The 21,355-nt window shown below is 58.7% G+C and carries 20 protein-coding genes; 12 read left to right on the forward strand and 8 right to left on the reverse strand.

The genetic code is table 11. The features are described 5' to 3' along the window. Positions 1 to 6 precede the first annotated feature (6 nt). Positions 7 to 477 carry a Cys-tRNA(Pro) deacylase gene (gene ybaK / locus KBY08_RS05000; protein WP_003405434.1) on the reverse strand — a complete coding sequence of 157 codons (471 nt, stop codon included), beginning with the start codon at positions 475 to 477 and terminating at the stop codon, positions 7 to 9. Between the two features lie 342 nt (positions 478 to 819). Here ybaK and KBY08_RS05005 point away from each other — a divergent pair, with 342 nt between their 5' ends. From KBY08_RS05005 to KBY08_RS05050, 10 genes are all read left to right on the forward strand, one after another. Continuing rightward, the gene (locus KBY08_RS05005) at positions 820 to 1,677 is read left to right on the forward strand and encodes an MIP/aquaporin family protein (RefSeq protein WP_024642597.1); all 858 of its coding nucleotides are present in this window, start codon (positions 820 to 822) and stop codon (positions 1,675 to 1,677) included. A 59-nt stretch (positions 1,678 to 1,736) separates the two neighbouring features. Then, on the forward strand, positions 1,737 to 3,242 hold the full coding sequence (gene glpK, locus KBY08_RS05010) for a glycerol kinase GlpK (protein WP_003405430.1): 1,506 nt from the start codon (positions 1,737 to 1,739) through the stop codon (positions 3,240 to 3,242). 99 nt (positions 3,243 to 3,341) lie between these two features. Further along, positions 3,342 to 4,097, forward strand: a complete 756-nt coding sequence (locus KBY08_RS05015; protein ID WP_011169330.1) for a DeoR/GlpR family transcriptional regulator — start codon at positions 3,342 to 3,344, stop codon at positions 4,095 to 4,097. A gap of 520 nt (positions 4,098 to 4,617) precedes the next feature. Then, positions 4,618 to 6,156 (forward strand): glycerol-3-phosphate dehydrogenase, encoded by a 1,539-nt coding sequence (gene glpD / locus KBY08_RS05020; RefSeq protein WP_024641757.1) that lies wholly within the window; start codon positions 4,618 to 4,620, stop codon positions 6,154 to 6,156. Positions 6,157 to 6,503: 347 nt separating this feature from the next. Continuing rightward, on the forward strand, positions 6,504 to 7,418 hold the full coding sequence (locus KBY08_RS05025; protein WP_024641756.1) for a glutamate/aspartate ABC transporter substrate-binding protein: 915 nt from the start codon (positions 6,504 to 6,506) through the stop codon (positions 7,416 to 7,418). Positions 7,419 to 7,546: 128 nt separating this feature from the next. After that, positions 7,547 to 8,293: an amino acid ABC transporter permease gene (locus KBY08_RS05030; protein ID WP_011268727.1), complete on the forward strand. Its 747-nt coding sequence runs from the start codon at positions 7,547 to 7,549 to the stop codon at positions 8,291 to 8,293. Continuing rightward, positions 8,294 to 8,959, forward strand: coding sequence for an amino acid ABC transporter permease (locus KBY08_RS05035; protein ID WP_002554865.1), 666 nt, complete (start codon positions 8,294 to 8,296; stop codon positions 8,957 to 8,959). After that, positions 8,956 to 9,690, forward strand: coding sequence for an amino acid ABC transporter ATP-binding protein (locus KBY08_RS05040; RefSeq protein ID WP_024639292.1), 735 nt, complete (start codon positions 8,956 to 8,958; stop codon positions 9,688 to 9,690). The genes KBY08_RS05035 and KBY08_RS05040 overlap by 4 nt, the downstream gene beginning before the upstream one ends. A 60-nt stretch (positions 9,691 to 9,750) precedes the next feature. Further along, complete coding sequence (locus KBY08_RS05045) at positions 9,751 to 11,658, forward strand: sensor histidine kinase (protein WP_024641755.1); 1,908 nt, start codon at positions 9,751 to 9,753, stop codon at positions 11,656 to 11,658. A 10-nt stretch (positions 11,659 to 11,668) separates the two neighbouring features. Next, a complete protein-coding gene (locus KBY08_RS05050; protein ID WP_011268730.1) occupies positions 11,669 to 12,997 on the forward strand; it encodes a sigma-54-dependent transcriptional regulator in 1,329 nt (442 codons plus the stop codon). Between the two features lie 219 nt (positions 12,998 to 13,216). On the opposite strand, the gene KBY08_RS05055 is transcribed toward KBY08_RS05050, so the two are convergent. From KBY08_RS05055 to KBY08_RS05065, 3 genes are all read right to left on the reverse strand, one after another. Further along, positions 13,217 to 13,864: a DsbA family oxidoreductase gene (locus KBY08_RS05055; RefSeq protein WP_011268731.1), complete on the reverse strand. Its 648-nt coding sequence runs from the start codon at positions 13,862 to 13,864 to the stop codon at positions 13,217 to 13,219. Positions 13,865 to 13,931: 67 nt separating this feature from the next. Next, complete coding sequence (locus KBY08_RS05060; RefSeq protein WP_080267666.1) at positions 13,932 to 14,924, reverse strand: alpha/beta fold hydrolase; 993 nt, start codon at positions 14,922 to 14,924, stop codon at positions 13,932 to 13,934. Positions 14,925 to 15,047: 123 nt separating this feature from the next. Beyond that, entirely contained in the window at positions 15,048 to 15,782 is a 735-nt protein-coding gene (locus KBY08_RS05065; protein WP_003405407.1) for a 5-methyltetrahydropteroyltriglutamate--homocysteine methyltransferase, read from the reverse strand. A gap of 106 nt (positions 15,783 to 15,888) precedes the next feature. On the opposite strand from KBY08_RS05065, the gene metR reads away from it, so the two are divergent. After that, entirely contained in the window at positions 15,889 to 16,806 is a 918-nt protein-coding gene (metR, locus tag KBY08_RS05070; protein ID WP_003405405.1) for a transcriptional regulator MetR, read from the forward strand. 40 nt (positions 16,807 to 16,846) lie between these two features. Here metR and KBY08_RS05075 read toward each other — a convergent pair whose 3' ends face one another. The 3 genes from KBY08_RS05075 to KBY08_RS05085 form a co-directional block, all read right to left on the reverse strand. Continuing rightward, positions 16,847 to 17,257: an NUDIX hydrolase gene (locus tag KBY08_RS05075; RefSeq protein WP_011268734.1), complete on the reverse strand. Its 411-nt coding sequence runs from the start codon at positions 17,255 to 17,257 to the stop codon at positions 16,847 to 16,849. Next, a complete protein-coding gene (gene ddlA / locus KBY08_RS05080; protein WP_024660518.1) occupies positions 17,254 to 18,345 on the reverse strand; it encodes a D-alanine--D-alanine ligase in 1,092 nt (363 codons plus the stop codon). Before ddlA ends, KBY08_RS05075 begins: the two co-directional genes overlap by 4 nt. A gap of 151 nt (positions 18,346 to 18,496) precedes the next feature. Continuing rightward, positions 18,497 to 18,778: a type B 50S ribosomal protein L31 gene (locus KBY08_RS05085; RefSeq protein WP_096135623.1), complete on the reverse strand. Its 282-nt coding sequence runs from the start codon at positions 18,776 to 18,778 to the stop codon at positions 18,497 to 18,499. 294 nt (positions 18,779 to 19,072) lie between these two features. Here KBY08_RS05085 and KBY08_RS05090 point away from each other — a divergent pair, with 294 nt between their 5' ends. Then, entirely contained in the window at positions 19,073 to 20,203 is a 1,131-nt protein-coding gene (locus tag KBY08_RS05090; RefSeq protein ID WP_011268737.1) for an OpgC domain-containing protein, read from the forward strand. 329 nt (positions 20,204 to 20,532) lie between these two features. Here the strand turns inward: KBY08_RS05090 and KBY08_RS05095 are convergent, their stop codons facing one another. Next, the gene (locus tag KBY08_RS05095; protein WP_177410920.1) at positions 20,533 to 21,282 is read right to left on the reverse strand and encodes a hypothetical protein; all 750 of its coding nucleotides are present in this window, start codon (positions 21,280 to 21,282) and stop codon (positions 20,533 to 20,535) included. Positions 21,283 to 21,355 lie beyond the last annotated feature (73 nt).

Below are 21,355 nucleotides of genomic sequence, written 5' to 3' on the forward strand. Positions count from 1 at the left end.
CGCAGGTCATTCCCTGCCGATCGGGGCAAACCTGGCCTGGGTATGTTCAGCCAGCACTGCTGGCGAAAGCTCGACCTCAAGCCCCCTCCTCCCGGCACTGACGTAAATGCTTGCAAAGCGCTGCGCGGTCTCGTCGATAAAGGTGCGCAGGCGCTTCTTCTGGCCCAAAGGGCTGATACCACCCAACAGGTAACCCGTCGAGCGTTGCGCCGCCGCAGGGTCGGCCATCTCGGTTTTTTTTGCTCCGGCAGCCTGCGCCAGCGCCTTTAGATCAAGTGTTCCGACGACCGGCACGACGGCGACCAGTAACTCGCCTTTTTCGGTACTGGCGAGCAGCGTCTTGAAAACCTGTGCAGGCTCCAGACCCAGCTTTTCCGCTGCCTCCAGCCCATATGACGGCGCTTTCGGATCATGTTCATAACTGTGAATGCGATGTTCGGCGCGGTTTTTTTTCAGCAAATCCAGTGCGGGTGTCATGCAGCGCTCCAAAAGGTTCCGAATGCCCATCACTTTAAGCGAAGTAAAGTGAACATGCCTTGATTCACGCCACCTGCGACACTGATAGCCTTTTGATAACAGCCTGAATTACCCGGTATAAAAGGGCCTTGCGGGGTGCTGGCGACTTTCTGACCGTTCGGTTCCGACCTTTGACAGCGGTGTTTCTTGCCTATATTTTTTCGTTTACGAATATTATCGAAAGCGATTTTTCGGTATAACTCGCAACGGCGATCAGAAATGGGGTTTTTTCTGAGACGCACGAATAACGAGCACCCACACCTGTCTCAGGGTGCCGAGACAAAAACAAAAAATGAGGTATCCATGTCCATCGCACTAAAACAACCGACGCTCACCGGGCAATGTGTGGCTGAATTTCTTGGCACCGCCCTGATGATTTTTTTCGGCACAGGATGCGTTGCAGCGCTCAAGGTAGCGGGAGCCACCTTCGGCCTTTGGGAAATCAGCATCATCTGGGGCATTGCCGTCAGCATGGGGATCTACCTCAGCGCCGGCATTTCGGGTGCCCACCTCAACCCGGCCGTCAGCATCGCGCTGAGTCTGTTCGCCGGTTTTGAAAAACGTAAATTGCCCCTCTATATCTCGGCGCAAATCGCAGGCGCGTTCTGCGGAGCGGGTCTGGTGTACCTGCTGTACATCAGCCTTTTTTTCGACTTCGAACATGCTCACCACATCATTCGCGGCAGCGAGCAGAGTCTTGAACTGGCCTCGGTGTTCTCGACGTATCCGAACCCGGCCATTTCGGTCGGTCAGGCCTTTCTGGTCGAAGTGGTCATCACCACCATTCTGATGGGTGTGATCATGGCCTTGGGCGATGACAGCAATGGTTTGCCACGCGGCCCGCTGGCACCCTTGCTGATCGGCCTGCTGGTAGCCGTGATCGGCAGCTCGATGGGCCCGCTGACCGGTTTCGCCATGAACCCGGCACGCGACTTCGGTCCGAAGCTGATGACCTTCTTCGCTGGCTGGGGTGAAATGGCCTTCACCGGTGGTCGCGACATTCCTTATTTCCTGGTTCCGATTTTTGCGCCCATTCTGGGTGCCTGCCTTGGTGCTGCCGGCTACCGCGCGCTGATTGCGCGTCATCTGCCAAGCGCCGCTCCTGTTGAAAATGAAAAAGAGGCTCCTGTGGTTCGCGGCAAAGTTCAGGCTTCATCTTGATTTCACTCAATTTGAATCTCACCCAACTGAATCCCACCCAATAATGCAAGGCAATCGACATGACTGACACACAGAACAAGAACTACATCATTGCTCTTGACCAGGGCACCACCAGCTCGCGCGCGATCATCTTCGACCGCGACGCCAACGTGGTGAGCACTGCCCAAAGCGAATTCGTTCAGCATTACCCGCAGGCAGGCTGGGTCGAACACGACCCGATGGAAATCTTCGCCACTCAGACCGCGTGCATGACCAAGGCGCTGGCGCAGGCCGATCTGCACCACAACCAGATCGCCGCGATCGGTATCACCAATCAGCGTGAAACCACCGTCATCTGGGAACGCGACACCGGCCGCCCGATCTACAACGCCATCGTCTGGCAGTGCCGCCGCAGCACCGAGATCTGCCAGCAACTCAAGCGCGATGGCCTTGAGGAGTACATCAAGGACACCACAGGCCTGGTGATTGACCCGTACTTCTCCGGCTCCAAGGTCAAGTGGATCCTGGACAACGTCGAAGGCAGCCGTGAGCGCGCCCGCAAAGGCGAGCTGATGTTCGGCACCATCGATACCTGGCTGATCTGGAAATTCACCGGCGGCAAGGTTCACGTCACCGACTACACCAATGCCTCGCGGACCATGCTGTTCAACATCCATACGCTGGAATGGGATCAGCGCATGCTCGACGTGCTGGATATCCCGCGCGAGATGCTGCCGGAGGTCAAAGCCTCCTCCGAAGTTTACGGCCACAGCAAGAGCGGCATCCCGATCGCCGGTATCGCAGGCGACCAGCAGGCGGCGTTGTTCGGCCAGATGTGTGTCGAACCCGGCCAGGCCAAGAACACCTATGGCACTGGCTGCTTCCTGCTGATGAACACCGGCAAGAAAGCCGTGAAATCGGCGCACGGCATGCTCACCACCATCGGCTGTGGCCCGCGTGGCGAAGTGGCCTATGCGCTGGAAGGCGCGGTCTTCAACGGTGGCTCGACGGTGCAGTGGCTGCGCGACGAACTCAAACTCATCAACGACGCGCTGGACACCGAATACTTCGCCGGCAAGGTCAAGGACAGCAACGGCGTATACCTGGTGCCGGCGTTCACGGGCCTGGGCGCACCTTACTGGGACCCGTACGCACGAGGCGCATTGTTCGGCCTGACCCGTGGCGTGAAAGTCGATCACATCATCCGTGCAGCGCTGGAATCCATCGCCTATCAAACCCGCGACGTGCTCGATGCCATGCAACAGGACTCCGGCGAACGCCTCAAGTCGCTGCGCGTGGACGGCGGTGCCGTGGCCAACAACTTCCTGATGCAGTTCCAGGCAGACATTCTCGGCACCCACGTCGAGCGTCCGCAAATGCGTGAAACCACGGCACTGGGTGCCGCCTTCCTGGCCGGTCTGGCGATTGGTTTCTGGAGCAGCCTGGACGAGTTGCGCAACAAGGCCGTGATCGAGCGTGTGTTCGAGCCATCGTGTGAAGAAGCGCATCGCGAAAAACTTTACGCAGGCTGGCAGAAAGCCGTCGCGCGTACTCGTGACTGGGAACCGCACGAAAACGAAGAGTGACAGCGCTGTTGTAAGGAGGGGAGCAGGATTCCGGCTGACAGGTTGCACTTTCCTGCGGCATGATGGGCGCCATTTGTAGAGGGCGCCCAAGGAAAAACAATGAACCTGCCTCCCCGCCAACAACAGATCCTCGAACTGGTCCGCGACCGTGGCTATGTCAGCATCGAGGAGATGGCGACGCTGTTCGTCGTGACCCCACAAACCATTCGCCGTGATATCAATCAATTGGCGGAAATGAACCTGTTGCGCCGCTACCACGGCGGCGCGGCCTATGACTCCAGCATCGAAAACACCGCCTACGCCATGCGTGCGGACCAGATGCGCGACGAAAAACAACGGATCGCCGAGGCCATCGCCGCGCAGATCCCGGACAACGCCTCGTTGTTCATCAATATCGGTACCACCACCGAATCCATCGCACGTGCGTTGCTCAACCACAACAACCTGAAGATCATCACCAATAACCTGCATGTGGCGTCGATCCTCAGCACCAAGGATGATTTCGAGGTGCTGATAGCAGGCGGTAATGTGCGGCGTGACGGCGGCGTTGTGGGCCAGGGCAGCATCGACTTCATCACCCAGTTCAAAGTGGACTTCGCCCTGGTGGGCATCAGTGGCATCGACGAAGACGGCAGCCTGCTGGATTTCGATTACCAGGAAGTGCGGGTGTCCCAGGCGATCATCGCCAACGCTCGCAAAGTGCTGCTGGCGGCTGACTCCAGCAAGTTCGGGCGCAACGCCATGGTCCGCCTGGGGCCGATCACCCTCATCGATTGCCTGGTCACCGACCAGCCACCGGTGCCCGCACTGCAGCAACTGCTGACCCAGCACAAGATTCGTCTGGAAGTGGTGTGATTGTCAGGCGCGAGCGGTGTTCGCGCGGCGGTCCGCAGTGCTCATGAAGACGGTGCATCGAGCGCCCCATTTTCTGGAGTCTGTACCGGCCTCTTCGCGAGCAAGCTCGCTCCCACAAGACTTGTGTATGTATGGCGCAGCGCGCATCTGTGACGCGAAGCGTTACCCAAGGCATTCCCACGCTGGAGCGTGAGGAACGATAGCCGCCCGTAAGAACACTATCGTGCCCATGCTCCGCGTGGGTATGCCGTTCCGGACGCTCTGCGTCCTCTCCTGTTTCGGCGGGGCAGCTCAGAGCTGTGACGCAGAGCAGTTCCGTGCCGACTGTGCACCGATCCTCCCTGTGCTAATTCCCGCCCTACAATGTTCACATTTGTTCTTTTCTTTATTTCATCATCAGTATTTTCAATCGATACGTGCTGGCAACGGTCATTTTATTGAGCTATGATTTTCGGAAATGAACATTAATGTTCAGATTCGCCTTTCGAGCACTGCTCACGAATTGTCCAGGAGGCCACCAATGCCCCACACCAACGTGCCAACCCCGCCCCTCTCAGAGGTTTACGACATTGCCGTTATTGGCGGTGGCATCAACGGTGTCGGCATTGCAGCGGATGCCGCCGGTCGCGGCCTTTCGGTTTTTCTGTGCGAAAAGGACGACCTGGCCAGCCACACGTCCTCGGCCAGCAGCAAGCTGATCCATGGTGGCTTGCGCTATCTGGAGCATTACGAGTTCCGCCTGGTGCGTGAAGCCCTGGCAGAACGCGAAGTGCTGCTTGCCAAAGCACCGCACATCGTCAAGCCAATGCGCTTTGTGCTGCCTCATCGTCCGCACCTGCGTCCGGCCTGGATGATTCGCGCCGGGATGTTCCTGTATGACAACCTCGGCAAGCGCGAAAAGCTGCCGGCATCGCGAACCATTCATTTCGGTGCGGACAGCCCGCTCAACCCGAGCATCACCCGCGGTTTCGAATATTCCGACTGCTGGGTCGACGATGCGCGTCTGGTAGTGCTCAACGCCATGTCCGCTCGTGAAAACGGTGCGCATATTCATACTCAGACCCGCTGTGTCAGCGCCCGCCGTATCAAGGGCATGTGGCATCTGCACCTGGAGCGCAGCGACGGCAGCCTGTTTTCGATCCATGCCAAGGCATTGGTCAATGCGGCAGGCCCATGGGTGGCCAAGTTCATCCGTGAAGACCTCAAGCTCGACTCGGCTTACGGCATCCGCCTGATTCAGGGCAGCCACCTGATCGTGCCGAAACTGTACGAAGGTGAGCACGCGTTCATTCTGCAGAACGAAGACAAGCGCATCGTGTTCACGATTCCGTATCTGGAGCACTTCACTATCGTCGGCACCACCGACCGTGAGTATCAGGGCGATCCGAACAAGGTGGATATCACTGAAGGCGAGATGGATTACGTGCTGAAAGTGGCCAATGACCACTTCAAGAAACAGTTGAGTCGCGCAGACGTGCTCCACACGTTCTCTGGCGTGCGCCCGCTGTGCAACGATGAGTCCGATAATCCGTCTGCCATCACCCGTGATTACACGCTTTCGTTGTCAGGCGGCGCTGACGAAGCGCCGATTCTGTCGGTGTTCGGCGGCAAGCTGACCACCTACCGCAAACTGGCCGAGTCGGCGATGGCGCAGTTGGCACCGTTCTTCAAACAGATGAAACCGAGCTGGACGGCCAAGGCTACCCTGCCGGGTGGCGAAGACATGACCACCGCCGAAGCGCTGGCAACAGAAATGACCCGCCGCTGCAGCTGGCTGCCAGCCCCTATCGCCAAACGCTGGTCGATTACCTACGGCAGCCGCAGCTGGCGCTTGCTGGAGGGTGCGCAAAGCCTGGAAGACCTTGGTCAGCATTTGGGGGCAGGCCTGTATACCCGCGAGGTCGATTACCTGTGCGACCAGGAATGGGCCACCAGCATCGAAGACATCCTTTGGCGCCGCACCAAGCTTGGTCTGTTCACGACGCCTGAGGAACAGGCTGCCGTGAGCAGCTACCTGGAAACAGTCGTGCGCAACAAAGCCTCTTTCGAAGCGGCCTGATCATCCGCCTGCAACCTGTTCACCCCTAGCGGGGTGAACAGGCTTCTCTACTTGCTGCCCTCTTCCTGCACAACCCCTTCCATTCGGTTTTCCGAACAATCGACCCCGCCTTATTCGGCTTCCCGGACGCATTGATCCGTAACACCAGAGCCAATATAAAGAAATCCCTTTAAATTCAGCATGTTGACTTCTTAAAAAAGCTTGGCACGACTCATGCTCTACATTCTGAACCGAGCGTTTCGACAAGGGCGTGTGTCTGGATGTGGACGCCGTTGAAGCATTCGCCAAGAAGCGGGCCGACTCTGATGGCGGCCCCATCAATAAAAAATGAAATCAAGGACTCACCCATGCGCATCGTTCCCCACCTGTTGGGCGCAGCAATCACTGCCGCTCTGATCAGCACGCCGGTTTTCGCCGCCGAACTCACCGGCACTCTGAAGAAGATCAAGGAATCCGGCACCATCACGCTGGGCCATCGTGACGCCTCCATTCCGTTTTCCTACACAGCGGATGCTTCAGGCGTACCTGTGGGCTACTCCCATGACATCCAGCTGAAAATCGTCGAAGCCATCAAGAAAGACCTCGACATGCCTGACCTCAAGGTCAAGTACAACCTGGTGACTTCGCAGACCCGTATCCCGCTGGTTCAGAACGGCACCGTCGATGTGGAATGTGGCTCGACCACCAACAATGTCGAGCGTCAGCAGCAGGTCGATTTCTCCATCGGCATCTTTGAAGTCGGCACACGCCTGCTGTCGAAAAAGGACTCCAGCTACAAGGATTTCGACGACCTGAAAGGCAAGAACGTCGTCACCACGGCCGGCACTACTTCCGAGCGCATCCTCAAGGCGATGAACGCTGACAAGCAGATGGGCATGAACGTGATCTCCGCCAAAGACCACGGTGAATCCTTCCAGATGCTCGAGTCCGGCCGTGCCGTCGCGTTCATGATGGACGACGCGCTGCTGGCAGGCGAAATGGCCAAGGCCAAGAAGCCGGACGACTGGGCAGTGACCGGCACTGCACAATCCTACGAAATATACGGCTGCATGGTTCGCAAGGGTGACGCCCCGTTCAAGAAGGCCGTGGATGACGCCATTGTCGCCACCTACAAGTCTGGCGAAATCAATGCCATCTACAGCAAGTGGTTCATGTCGAAAGTCCCGCCTAAAGGGCTGAACCTGAATTTCCCGATGAGCGACAAGCTCAAGGAGCTGATTCAGAACCCGACCGACAAAGCGGCTGACGACAAAAAAGCCTGAAGGACCGGTTCGGCCAGTCCGAACTGACGGTATCCCGGGCGGGCACTGCCTGGCCGGGATCGCCTCGTCACTCCTGACTGACGACAGTGCGTGCATTTCGATAGCAATAAAAAGAGGGGGAGACCCTGATGAATTACAACTGGGACTGGGGCGTATTCTTCAAGTCCACCGGCGTCGGCAGCGAGACCTATCTGGACTGGTTCATCTCCGGGCTGGGCTGGACCATCGCCATTGCTGTAGTTGCCTGGATCATTGCCCTGATACTGGGCTCGGTGCTGGGCGTCATGCGCACCGTGCCAAACCGTCTGGTGTCAGGTATCGCCGCGGTATACGTGGAAATCTTCCGTAATGTGCCACTGCTGGTGCAGCTGTTCATCTGGTACTTCCTGGTGCCCGACCTGCTGCCGGAAAACCTGCAGGAGTGGTACAAGCAAGACCTGAACCCGACCACCTCCGCGTTCCTCAGCGTAGTGGTCTGCCTTGGCCTGTTCACCGCTGCACGGGTCTGCGAACAGGTGCGTACCGGCATTGAAGCACTGCCGAAGGGCCAGGAATCGGCCGCACGCGCCATGGGCTTCAAGCTGCCACAGATCTACTGGAACGTGCTGTTGCCGCAGGCTTACCGGATCATCATTCCGCCGCTCACCTCCGAATTCCTGAACGTGTTCAAGAACTCATCGGTAGCGTCGCTGATCGGCCTGATGGAGTTGCTCGCACAGACCAAACAGACCGCCGAGTTCTCTGCCAACCTGTTCGAGGCCTTCACCCTCGCGACGCTCATCTACTTCACGCTGAACATGAGCCTGATGCTGCTGATGCGTGCGATCGAGAAGAAAGTCGCCGTACCGGGACTCATCTCACTGGGGGGCAAATAAATGGACTTCACTGGAATCGTTCCGGCCATTCCCGGTCTGTGGAACGGCATGGTCATGACCCTCAAGCTGATGGCGATGGGTGTCGTCGGCGGCCTGGTGCTTGGCACGCTGCTGGCGCTGATGCGCCTGTCGTCGAACAAGCTGCTGGCCAATGTGGCCGGCGCCTACGTGAACTACTTTCGTTCGATCCCGCTGCTGCTGGTGATCACCTGGTTCTATCTGGCCGTGCCGTTCGTGCTGCGCTGGATTACCGGTGAGGACACGCCCATCGGTGCGTTCGCCTCCTGCGTCGTGGCCTTCATGATGTTCGAAGCCGCGTACTTCTGCGAAATCGTCCGTGCCGGTGTGCAGTCGATCTCCAAGGGACAAATGGGCGCCGCTCAGGCGCTGGGCATGAACTACTCGCAAATGATGCGACTGATCATCCTGCCCCAGGCGTTTCGCAAGATGACCCCGCTGCTGCTGCAACAGAGCATCATTCTGTTTCAGGACACCTCCCTGGTGTACACCGTCGGCCTCGTCGATTTTCTCAACGCATCGCGCTCAAGTGGCGACATCATCGGGCGCGCCAACGAGTTCCTGATCATTGCCGGTCTGGTGTATTTCACGATCAGCTTTGCCGCCTCGCTGCTGGTGAAGCGTCTGCAAAAAAGGTTTGCCGTATGATTTCCATCAAAAACGTCAACAAGTGGTATGGGGACTTCCAGGTACTGACCGATTGCAGCACCGAGGTCAGCAAGGGTGAAGTGGTGGTGGTGTGCGGCCCGTCCGGCTCCGGCAAATCGACCCTGATCAAATGCGTGAACGCGCTGGAGCCGTTTCAGAAAGGCGAGATCGTCGTCGACGGCACATCGATCTCCGACTCGAAGACCAACCTGCCGAAACTGCGCTCGCGGGTCGGCATGGTGTTTCAGCACTTCGAACTGTTTCCGCACCTGAGCATTGTCGAAAACCTGACCATCGCGCAGATCAAGGTACTGGGCCGCAGCAAGGCCGAAGCCACCGAGAAGGGTCTGAAGCTGCTGGACCGCGTCGGTCTTTCCGAGCATGCGCACAAGCATCCCGGCCAGCTTTCCGGTGGGCAGCAACAGCGTGTCGCCATCGCGCGCGCGCTGGCGATGGACCCGGTGGTCATGCTGTTCGACGAGCCCACGTCCGCACTTGACCCGGAAATGGTCAATGAAGTGCTCGATGTGATGGTGCAACTGGCCCAGGAAGGCATGACCATGATGTGCGTGACCCACGAAATGGGCTTCGCGCGCAAAGTCGCCAACCGGGTGATTTTCATGGACAAGGGGCAGATCGTCGAAGACTGCGCCAAGGAAGAGTTTTTCGGTGACGTGAGCGCACGCTCGGAACGCGCCCAGCAATTCCTCGCCAAGATTCTTCAGCACTAGGCAATAGCTTGACGGCTGTCCGCCTATCAGCGGGCAGCTGTTCGGTCCAGGACGACTGTGATGAAATGCGACCCCACTCTTTATCGCGCCGCCCCGCCATCACTCGCCGTGAAACCCCGTCTGATCCGTCAACTGTTTCTGCCGCCGCTGATTCTCATGCTGATGATCGGGCTGGGCTATATCGCCTATCTGGTCAGTGAACACAGCGGCATCAAGAGCCTGCGCGAAACCGGCGAACGCCAGCTCGAGCTGCACGCGCGCACGGTCGAGAGCGAAATCAGCAAATACACCTACCTGCCCAGCGTGCTGGAGCTCGAATCCAGCGTGTCGCAGTTGCTGAACGAACCGGGACCCGAGCTTCAGCAGCAGGTCAACCGCTACCTCGAAGGGCTGAATCGACGCAGTCGCAGCCGCGCCATTTATGTAATGGATACCACCGGACGCGTGCTGGCCACCAGCAACTGGCGTGACGCTGACAGTTATCAGGGTGAAGACCTGTCTTTCCGTGCCTACTTTCAGGACGCGGTGCGCGGCCTGCCCGGGCGCTTTTACGGCATCGGCACCACCACCGGAGAGTCGGGCTATTACCTGGCGCACGGGCTGGAAGACAAAGGCCGCATTATCGGCGTTGCGGTGATCAAGGTGCGCCTCGAAGCACTCGAAGAACGCTGGCAGCGGGCACGGCTGGAGGCGTTTGTCAGCGACGAGAATGGCATCATCATCCTCTCCAGCGACCCGGCCCGGCGTCTGAAATCAGTGCGCCCGCTCACGGCTGAGGTCAAGGAGCGCCTGGCTCGCAGCCTGCAATATTACTGGTGGCCGCTCAACGAACTGGTGCCACTGGAACGGGAAACCTTGTCCGAGGGCGTCGAGACACTGGTTTTCCCCGCCAACATCAGTGTCGACCGCGAACACAAAAAGGTCAGTTATCTGGCCCAGAGCCGCCCGCTGAGTGACACCGCCTGGCACCTGACACTGCTTACCCCGCTGGAGAATCTGCGCCGTGAAGCGGCCAATCAGGGCATGCTGGTCGCCGTGGCTTGCGCGCTGGTGACCTTTCTGCTGATCGCCTGGAACGAGCGGCGCAAGGTCATCTCGACCCGGCTTGCGGCCAGGGAAGCGCTGCAGGCTGCCAACAACGAGCTGGAACGCAAGATCGCCGAACGTACCGAACACCTGCGGGCCAGCAACGAACGCCTCAAGGCGCAGATTCGTGAACGAAGGCAGGCTGAAGACACCTTGCGCAAGGCGCAGGACGAGCTGGTACAGGCCGGAAAGCTGGCAGCCATCGGCCAGATGTCGACCAGCATCGCGCATGAACTGAACCAGCCTCTGGCCGCACTGCGCACCTTGTCCGGCAACACCGTGCGCTTTCTGGAACGAGGTGCGCTGGACACCGCGAGCACCAACCTGCGTACCATCAATGATCTGGTCGATCGCATGGGCCGCATCACCGCCAGCCTGCGCGCATTCGCCAGACGCGGCGACGATCAGGGCCAGGCGCAACTGAGCAAGGCTGTCGATGCGGCGATGCAATTGCTGGGCGTGCGCGTGGAGCAGTCCGGTCTGACGCTGCATCGAGACTTCATCGACGCCACCCTGACCATCGACCAGACCCGCCTGGAACAGATTCTGGTCAACCTGATCGGCAACGCACTGGACGCCATGTTCGACCTGCAGCAACCGGAGTTATGGCTCACCGGATCGGTTATCGACGGCCGATACCGTCTGCGGGTACGTGATAACGGGCACGGCGTCGATGCCGACGCGCGCAAGCATCTGTTTGAACCTTTTTTCACCACCAAACCGGGCGAACAAGGCCTGGGCCTGGGCCTGACACTGTCGGCGAGCCTTGCCGCCGCAGCCGGGGGCAGCCTGAGCGCAGAGCATCCGCAGGACGGCGGTACGACGTTTGTCCTGAGCCTGCCGTTCATCCCCGATGCCCGCCACCCGGACAGCCCGACATGAGACGACACCCATGAGCATAAACAGCGACCTGACCGTCCTGATCGTCGAAGACGATCCGCATGTATTGCTCGGCTGCCAGCAGGCCCTCGCGCTGGAAGACATCGCCAGCGAGGGCGTTTCGAGCGCCGAAGAGGCCTTGAAACGTATTGATGACAACTTCGCCGGTATCGTCATCAGCGATATTCGCTTGCCGGGTATCGACGGGCTGGAGTTGCTGAGCCGTCTCAAGGCACGTGACAGCAGCCTGCCGGTGGTGCTCATCACCGGCCATGGCGACATCACCATGGCCGTCAACGCAATGCGCGATGGCGCTTACGATTTCATGGAGAAACCCTTTTCGCCTGAGCGTCTGGTCGACGTCACCCGGCGCGCACTGGAGCAACGCGGCCTGGCCCGTGAAGTGTGGGCCTTGCGCAAGCAACTGGCCGAACGCGATTCGCTGGAAGGCCGGATCATCGGCCGCTCCCCGGCCATGCAAAACCTGCGTGCGTTGATTGCCAACGTCGCCGACACCTCGGCCAACGTACTGATCGAAGGTGAAACCGGCACGGGCAAGGAACTGGTCGCGCGCTGCCTGCACGATTTCAGTCGGCGCAAGGACAGCCAGTTCGTGGCGCTCAACTGTGGCGGGCTGGCGGAAAGCCTGTTCGAGTCGGAAATCTTCGGCCATGAAGCCAACGCCTTTACCGGCGCGGGCAAGCGGCGCATCGGCAAGATCGAACACGCGCACAACGGCACGCTGTTTCTCGATGAAGTGGAAAGCATGCCGGTCAATCTGCAGATCAAGCTGCTGCGCGTCCTGCAGGAGCGAACCCTCGAGCGGCTGGGTTCCAACCAGAGCGTCGCCGTGGATTGCCGGGTCATAGCGGCGACCAAATCCGATTTGAATGCCTTGGGCAAAACCAATCAGTTCCGCAGCGATCTGTATTACCGCCTCAACGTCGTCACGCTTGAACTGCCACCCTTGCGTGAGCGCCGCGAAGACATTCTGCAGTTGTTCGAACACTTCCTGCAGTTGTCGTCGTTACGCTTCGACCGCGAACCGCCCGTGCTGGATCGGCAAACCAGCTCGAACCTGATGAGCCATGACTGGCCGGGCAATGTACGCGAACTGCGCAACGTGGCCGAGCGGTTTGCCTTGGGTCTGCCAGCGTTCAAGCAGTCAGGCACGGTCAGTGAAAACCAGAGTCTGGGGTTTGCCGAAGCGGTCGAAGCCTTCGAACGCTCATTGCTCGGCGACGCCTTGCAACGCAGCGGCGGCAACCTCAGCCAGGCCAGTCAGGAACTGGGCATGGCCAAGACCACACTGTTCGACAAGGTCAAGAAATACGGGCTTTGAGCACTGCGCCCGATCTGGAGCACGCGGCGTAGCGCAGATCTGTGACGCAGAGCGTCACCCACTGCACTCCCACGCTGGAGCGTGAGGAACGATAGGCGTTCACGCCCCTACGCCGGAGCGTGAGGAACGATAGGTGTGCGCAAGACACCGATCGTGCCCATGCTCCGCGTGGGCATGCCTTTCCGGACGCTCTGCGTCCTATCCTGCACAGGCAGCACGTTACTGCGATTCACCGACAATCTGGCGAATCGCGCTGACGAATACCTCGACCGGCTGACCGCCCGAGACGGCATACTGGTCGTTGAAGACCATGGTCGGCACGGAGGTGATACCGCGAGACGTCCAGAGCTGCTCGGCCTCGCGAACCTCGGCGGTGTATTCGTCACTGCCCAGGATGGCCTGAGCACGCAGACGGTCCAGGCCGACCTTCTGCGCCACAGCTGCCAGAGTCTGGTGATCGGACGGGTCTTTCAGGTCGCTGAAATACGCCTCGAACAGCGCCTGCTTCAACGCGTGCTGCTTGCCTTGCTGTTCGGCCCAGTGCAGCAGGCGATGGGCATCGAACGTGTTGTAGATACGCCGCTCGCCGCTGGCAAAGGTGAAGCCGAGTTCAGCACCGCGTTCACGGATGGTTTCGTGAATACCTTCGATCTGTTCCGGCGTGGAGCCGTACTTTTCGGCGATGTGTTCTTTGATGTCCTGCCCTTCGGCAGGCATGTTCGGGTTCAGCTCGAAAGGCTGGAAGTGAATGTGCGCTTGCACCTCATCCCCAAGTGCCTCCAGCGCCTGATCCAGCGCGCGCAGACCAATGACGCACCAGGGGCAGGAAACATCGGAGATGAAGTCGATCTTCAGTGCAGTTGTCATGTCGGCCCTTTTCGGTAAGCAAAGGTCACACGATACACCTCTGCCCATGCCTGACAACCGGGCCGGCTTACAACTGAGCCAGGTTGCGTCCGTCTTCATGCTGGGCCTTCAGGTACGGCAGCACTGCACCGAGCAACGGGGCCTTGAAGGCCTCCTGAAAACGGTGCGCCAGCCCCGGAATCAGGCGCAGCTGGCTGCCCTGAATGTGCGCGGCCACATGCACACCATGCATGACCGGCAGCAGCGGGTCAGCCGTGCCGTGAACCACCAGTACCGGCAGACGCAGACGGTTCAGCAGTTCCACGCGGCTGGGCTCGGCCAGAATCGCCATGATCTGGCGTTTCACACCTTCGGGATTGAACGCCCGGTCATAGGAAACAGCCGCCTGATGCAGCAATTGCTGGCGATCGTCCTTGACCTGCGGGCTGCCCAGCGCGGCAAGCAGATCGGCCTGTTGCTCGATCGCCACTTCCCGATTGGGCGCGCCGCGCCGCGCCAACAGTTGCATAAGCGCGGTACTGGGCATAGGCAAACCCTGCGCACCGGAACTGGTCATGATCAGCGTCAGGCTTTCGACCCGCGACGGCGCCAGATCGGCAAGATGCTGAGCGATCATGCCGCCCATGCTCGCGCCCAACACGTGAAACTGGCGAATCTGCAATGCATCCATCAAACCCAGCGCATCGTCGGCCATATCAGTCAACGAATAGGGTGCCGAGACAGGCAGGCCAAGTTTGTAACGCAGCACTTCGAACGTCAGATTGGCATCCGCTGGCTGTTGCACCCACGAAGACAGACCCACATCGCGATTGTCGTAACGAATCACCCGATAGCCCTGCTGACACAACGCGACCACGACCTCATCCGGCCAGTGAATCAACTGCCCACCCAGCCCCATCACCAACAGCAAGGCAGGGTCGGACTCGCTGCCAATACTCTGGTAGGCAATCCGCACATCCTTGAGGTTGGCCATCTGTACAGGAACATCGGTATCACAACGATCGGCCGCAAAAGACGGCAAGCCGCACAGAAGCGCGACCAGAAAAATTAAAACCCGCATGAAAAACACCAAAAAACAGAACCCCAGTAGGCCGCGAGTCTGATGATGTTTTTCCAAGCGCGCTGCCACACTTGCGTGACAGTTTGATGAATGGCGCTGAGCGGTCGTTAATCGGGTATTACATTACGCAGCGACCTGATCCGCCACCATCAGGTTTTCCCCAAAACGGGCGCGCGCTTCGAGCAACGATTCCTGATGCCAGTTCGAATGCGTATCGCACTCGCCCAGAGACAGAACCTTGTAAACGGGCAGACGATCAAACACCGGGGCCAGCAGCTCCGGTTCGGTCACGCTGTCCAGATGCAACCCTGCAACCGGCAGCAAGGCCGCGACACCCAGGTTGGGCCGCAGGTCACCGTGATAGAGGCCGATGAGCTTCTTCAACGGCGAATACTGAAGAATGTGATAGGCACGTTCGAAGGCGTTGCTCCATGCCAGCGGCAGGTCGAGCGCGAGGATCGGTTCGTCGATCTGAATCCACTCGACACCGCGCGCAGCCAGACGCCCGAAGATCTCGCCATACACCGGCAGCAGATGCTCCAGCAGGTCGAGGCGATCTACCTCGTCACCCTGAACGTCACTTAGCCAGAGCAGTGTCAGAGGACCGATCAATGCAGGTTTGCGGCCTTGTTCGCCTGCTTCAGCGACGCTCGCCAGCAAAGACGCCCAATCGGGCTGAAAACGCTGGTCGCGTTTCAGGTGTGGCACCTGCTGCGGGTAACGCGCCATCAACCAGGTGCGCAATTCGGCGCCCGTGGTCGTAACACCCTGATCCTGTTTCCAGAAAGCCTGCAGAGCGTGCTGCAGTTCACGGTCTGCGCCAATGTGAAAATAGTCCGGGTGTTGAGTCAGGGCCACGATGCGTCCTCCATAAAAGATGGGGCTATTGTCGACAGCTGACACAACATGAGACAAACTCATTTTTTTCGTGTTGATCACAAATACTGCTCATGGAGCACTGACCGTGCTTGAAATACGCCACCTCAAAACCCTGCATGCCCTGCGCGAGGCCGACAGCCTTGTGGAGGCAGCCGAGCGCCTGCATTTGACGCAGTCGGCGCTGTCCCATCAGTTCAAGGAGCTGGAAGAGCGCATGGGCATGCCGCTGTTTGTACGCAAGACCAAACCGGTGCGCTTTACCAGCGCCGGTTTGCGCCTGCTGCAACTGGCCGACTCCATCCTGCCGCAACTGCGCAGTGCCGAGCGCGACATCGCCCGACTGGCCGGTGGTACGGCGGGACGCCTGCACATGGCAATCGAGTGCCACAGCTGTTTTCAGTGGCTGATGCCGACCATCGACCAGTTCCGCGATGCCTGGCCCGAGGTCGAACTGGACCTGTCTTCCGGTTTCTCGTTCGCGCCCTTGCCTGCCCTGGCGCGTGGCGATCTGGACCTCGTGGTGACCTCCGACCCTCTGGAATTGCCCGGCATCACCTACGTGCCGCTGTTTACCTATGAAGCGATGCTGGCGGTGGCCAATCAACATGCGCTGGCAACCAGGCCCTACATCGTCCCGGAAGACTTGCTGAGTGAAACGCTGATCACTTACCCGGTGGAACGCGACCGGCTGGACATCTTCACGCGCTTTCTGGAACCCGCCGACATCGAACCGGCACAGGTACGAACATCAGAGTTGACGGTGATGATGATGCAACTGGTCGCCAGCGGGCGCGGGGTCTGCGGCATGCCGCACTGGGCGCTGCATGAATACAGCTCACGCGGCTATGTGAAGGCCAAGCGGTTGGGCGAGAAAGGACTGTTTGCGACGCTCTATGCCGGTATCCGCGCCGACATGCTCGACGCACCGTACATGCGCGATTTCCTGCTGACCGCCAAGGACACCTCGTTCTCGACGCTGGACGGGGTAAGTGTGGTTCGCTGACAGTGCCGTCCTGCACCACGATGCAGGACGACTGCGCCGTTCAGCTACGTGCTGCCTGCCGCTTCAGATACAGCGGCAGGATCAGATCGCGGGTCAACGGGGCCAGTTGCAAACCCGCATGACTGTCCGCGTCAACCCACAGCACTTCCTCGATCTCCGCGGCAGGCACTGCCTCAGCGTCAGTCCTGACCTCATACAACTGACAGTTGACCTCGAAACCGGGCTCGTTGGCGGCAGGTGCCGTGAACTCACCAAGAAACACCGCCTGCGCCGGATCGACGCTCAGCCCGAGCTCTTCTTCGAGCTCTCTGGCCAAGGCTTGCGCTGCCGGTTCACCGGGCTCGATCTTGCCGCCCGGCTGCATGAAGGCCTGGGTACCGCGCTTGCGCACCAGCAGGGTCCGGCCATCTGCACCGATCAGCAGCGCCGCCGCGATGCGGATGATCTTCATGGAAAGATCTCCGTTTTCAGCAGCCGCGCCTGATCAGCCCGTTCCAGCGCCAGAACGATCAGGCGATGGATCAGTTCGGCATACGACAGACCGCTGGCCTGCCAGAGCTTGGGGTACATGCTGATCGAGGTGAAGCCCGGCAGCGTGTTGACCTCGTTGATGATGATGTCGCGCCCTTCGGTGACGAAGAAATCGACCCGCGAGAGCCCTGCGCAGCCCAGCACCTTGTACGCCTGCAACGCGACGTCACGCACCTGATCACTCAGATCGGCGGGCAGCTCGGCGGGAATGGCGATGCGTGCCTGATCGCCATTCAGGTACTTGGTGTCGTAGGCATAGAATTCATCGTTGGCAATCACTTCGCCACAGACACTGACCTGCGCATCGAAGTTACCCAATACCGCGCACTCCACTTCCCGGCCAACGATGCCCTGCTCGATCAGCAGCTTGTGATCGAACTCGAAACCCAGCGCCAGTGCTGCCGCGAAACCGGCCTCGTCAGACACCTTGCTCACGCCCACCGATGAACCCTGGTTGGCCGGCTTGACGAACATCGGCAGCCCCAACTGGTCGGCAGCCTCCGTGAAAGAAAGGCTCTCTCCACGCGACAGGACCCTGAACGGCGCGACGGCAATGCCCGCATCGCGCAGCAGACGCTTGGTCACGTCCTTGTCCATGCAGGCCGCAGAGGACAGCACATCGGCGCCGACAAAAGGCACGGCCAGCATGCGCAGCAGACCCTGCAACGCGCCGTCTTCACCAAAAGCGCCGTGGATCAGCGGGAATACCACATCGATGGCTGCCAGTGGCTGGCCTGACTCGACGTCGACAAACTGCCCGCCGATACTGCCCGGCAGTAAGGACAATGGCTTGCCTGATGCGCTTAGTTTGATCCGTGCAGGATCAGTGGCATTAAGCAGGTAATCGGCTTCGTCGAAATGCAGCCAGCGGCCCAGCTTGTCGACGCCGATCAGGGTCAGCGCATAGCGTTCACGATCAATCGCATTGATCACGTTGCGTGCCGACTGCAACGAAACCTCATGCTCGCTGGATTGCCCACCGAAAACGATGGCGACTGACTTTTTCAAAGCGGTTACTCCTGTTTTTCAGGCCGCGAAGATAAAAGCAATGTCGGCTGTTAGTCCAGTAGATGATTGGCCGTTGGCCTGAAATTCAGCCAAAAAAATCCCGGTCGTGGGCAATCCATGCGAAATGCCCACGACCGGGAGGTCAAACCACTCATTGAGCGGCTGCGGTTTCTTTCTTGCCAGCAGAGCCAAAGGTGGCGAAACGCTTGTTGAAACCCGCGATCCGGCCTTCGGTGGTGGCCTTGCGCTGCTGCCCGGTGTACATCGGGTGCGAGGCACTGGAAACGTCGAGCGCAACATAAGGATAGGTAGCGCCGTCGGTGTGCTGTTGCGTGCGGTCTGTGTCTACGGTCGAGCCGATCAGGAAGTAGACGTCGGCAGCGGTGTCGTGGAACAGCACGGTGCGGTATTGAGGATGGATATCGGGTTTCATCGTGATCTCTCCGGTGAGTTGACTGCAATAGTTATACAGTAACATAACGGAAGATGAGAATGATTGCTGTTGATTGCCATCATCGGTGAGGTTGATCGAACACGCACATGGCGCCGCTGTCGGCGGGAAGCCACTGGACCGCACGGCGCAGAGACATTCTGTAATAGCGCGCCTTTGCAATTGCCCTCGATTAGCGGCACCCTGCCGCGCCGCCGAACGTCACTCGTCGCTGGCCTGGAACCTGAGCCTCTGTGGCCTATCTTTACTCATTAGCACTTTCAAGAGTCCACCGTTATGAATAACGGACGCGATCATCGAATCGATTTCTTTCGCGGCCTGGCGCTGATCTTCATATTCTGGGATCACGTGCCGGACAATCCCCTGGCGCAACTGACCGTACGCAACTTCGGCTTTAGCGACGCAGCGGAAATCTTCGTTTTCCTCGCCGGTTACGCGTCGATCCTGGCCTACGGACGGATCGCCCGACGTGACGGCATGCTGGTGGCTGGCGTGCGAATCCTGCGCCGGACCTGGGTGCTGTATGTGGTGCATATCTTTCTGCTGACCCTGCTGATGGGCATCGTCTTCGTCGCCAACAACCACGTCGAGACGCGCGACATGGTCCAGCAGATGGGCCTTGAATACTTTGTCGGCAACCCGCAACAGGCATTGGCCGATGAACTGCTGCTGCGCTTCAAACCCAACCTGACCGACCCGTTGCCGCTGTATATCGTGCTGTTGCTGACTTTGCCGCTGAGCTTGCCATTGATGCTGCGCAAACTCGAAGTGGCAGTCGGCCTGTCGATTGCCCTGTACCTGATGGTGCCGTTACTGGGCTGGAACCTGCGCGCTTACGAAGGCGGCGGTGTCTGGTACTTCAACCCGGTGGCCTGGCAGCTGCTGTTCGTGCTCGGCGGTGCGTGCGCGTTGCGCAGCGAAACAGCCACGACAGCTGAGCGCCCTCCGTTGCGCCAGCAACCCTTGTTCATGCTGGCCGCCATCTACGTGCTGATCGCATGCATCCTGACCTTCAGCGAAAAATGGCCCGGGCTGCACGCCGCGCTGGTCTCCAGCCTGCACCTTGAAAGCCTTTACCCGATCAGCAAGACCGACCTTGCGCCCGTCCGGTTACTGCACTTCCTTGCCCTGGTCTACGTCGTCGCCCGACTGCTGCCAACCTCAAGCACCTGGCTGGAAAACTGGCCCGCGCGCCAGACCTGTCGCATGGGCCGCTATTCACTGGAAGTCTTTTGCCTGGGCGTCCTGCTCGCGCCACTGGCAGACATGGCCAATGCACTGGCAGGCGATACATGGCCCATGCAAGTGACCACGGCGATTGTCGGGTTGGGGTTAATGATGCTGATGGCCAATGGGCTGGAGTTGAATAAACGCCTGGGGACATCCCCACACCTGTTGCCAACTTGAGAACAGCGTCACGTTTGCATGCCCTCTCGGAGATTTCCTACTGGTTTGTCAGGCCAAGTTTTTCAGGAACTGGCCGCTATTCAGTACGAGACCAACAAGATACCCCCCGAACTCATAAAACATTTGGCGGCTAATATAAACCTGGACATCAGTAACCCTCAGGACATGATCGACTACAGCAAATTCATGAATAGCATCGTACAAAAGGCATGACAAATGGATACAGCAAGTCTAAAGCAATGCTGAAAAACGAGATCCCTCATCTATTTCCATGGCGGTATGAGACATCAGCCTGGCGAGACAAATGATTCGCCAGGCTGAGTTAGACGTTAACCTCGTGGAGCAACAGTTCGCAGAACGGTTTGTGTGCAGATGTGTCCCATGTAAAAAATATGAGGCATCGCCGTGATGGGCCCTAAAGAGAAATTACTTACGAAGTAGCGAGCGACTCTATAGTTACTTCTCCAAGTATTGAACCCCCTTTGCGTGTGGACAAAATCTTGGGCCTCCGTACCTCCATAGCAACGTCCGAACTCAATGCGCTCAGAGGCGAACCCATCAGCACCGCTAACCAGAATATGCTTAATCGAGGCGCCTTTTTCACCAAAGCTCAGATCCAAAATAGCCATACCGCCTTCCAACGGCGTACCTTTAGTATCGCTGAATCTTACTTCAAGGACAGCTTCTTTATAAATCTGGGTTGCCAACCACTGAGGTTCCGTATACCCACTTGGAATTCTTATCACTCCCGGTTCGTCGAGCAGTTCATAGCTTTTTAGAACAGGATAGGAACCCAATCTGACAGTGTATGGAAGCCTGCCACCTGCCAGTGAGTTTCTTGGCGTGCCCCTGATGATCACCTCAGCCCCAGGAGCCAGATCTTTAAACACCTTAGTATTAAGTGTCTGGGCAACCCATTCACCATTTTCGTAATACTCGGTCTTCCACTCGTTAGTGACCGGGTCACCCACAGGCGCATAGAGCAATACATCTTGCCCACGATGCGAGACAAAGCCGTAGTAGTGGACGGGGTGTTTGGCTGTCAACACATCTGCCACCGAGTGTAGTTTATCCAGCATGACGGTAAATCTTGGCTCGGAAATTTCTTGCACAGCTTCAGCCGCAACGGCTTCGTTGGTTTCATTACTTGAT

Origin of the sequence: Pseudomonas sp. P135, from assembly GCF_020312125.1 — a bacterium.
Classification (GTDB): Bacteria; Pseudomonadota; Gammaproteobacteria; order Pseudomonadales; family Pseudomonadaceae; genus Aquipseudomonas; species Aquipseudomonas fragariae.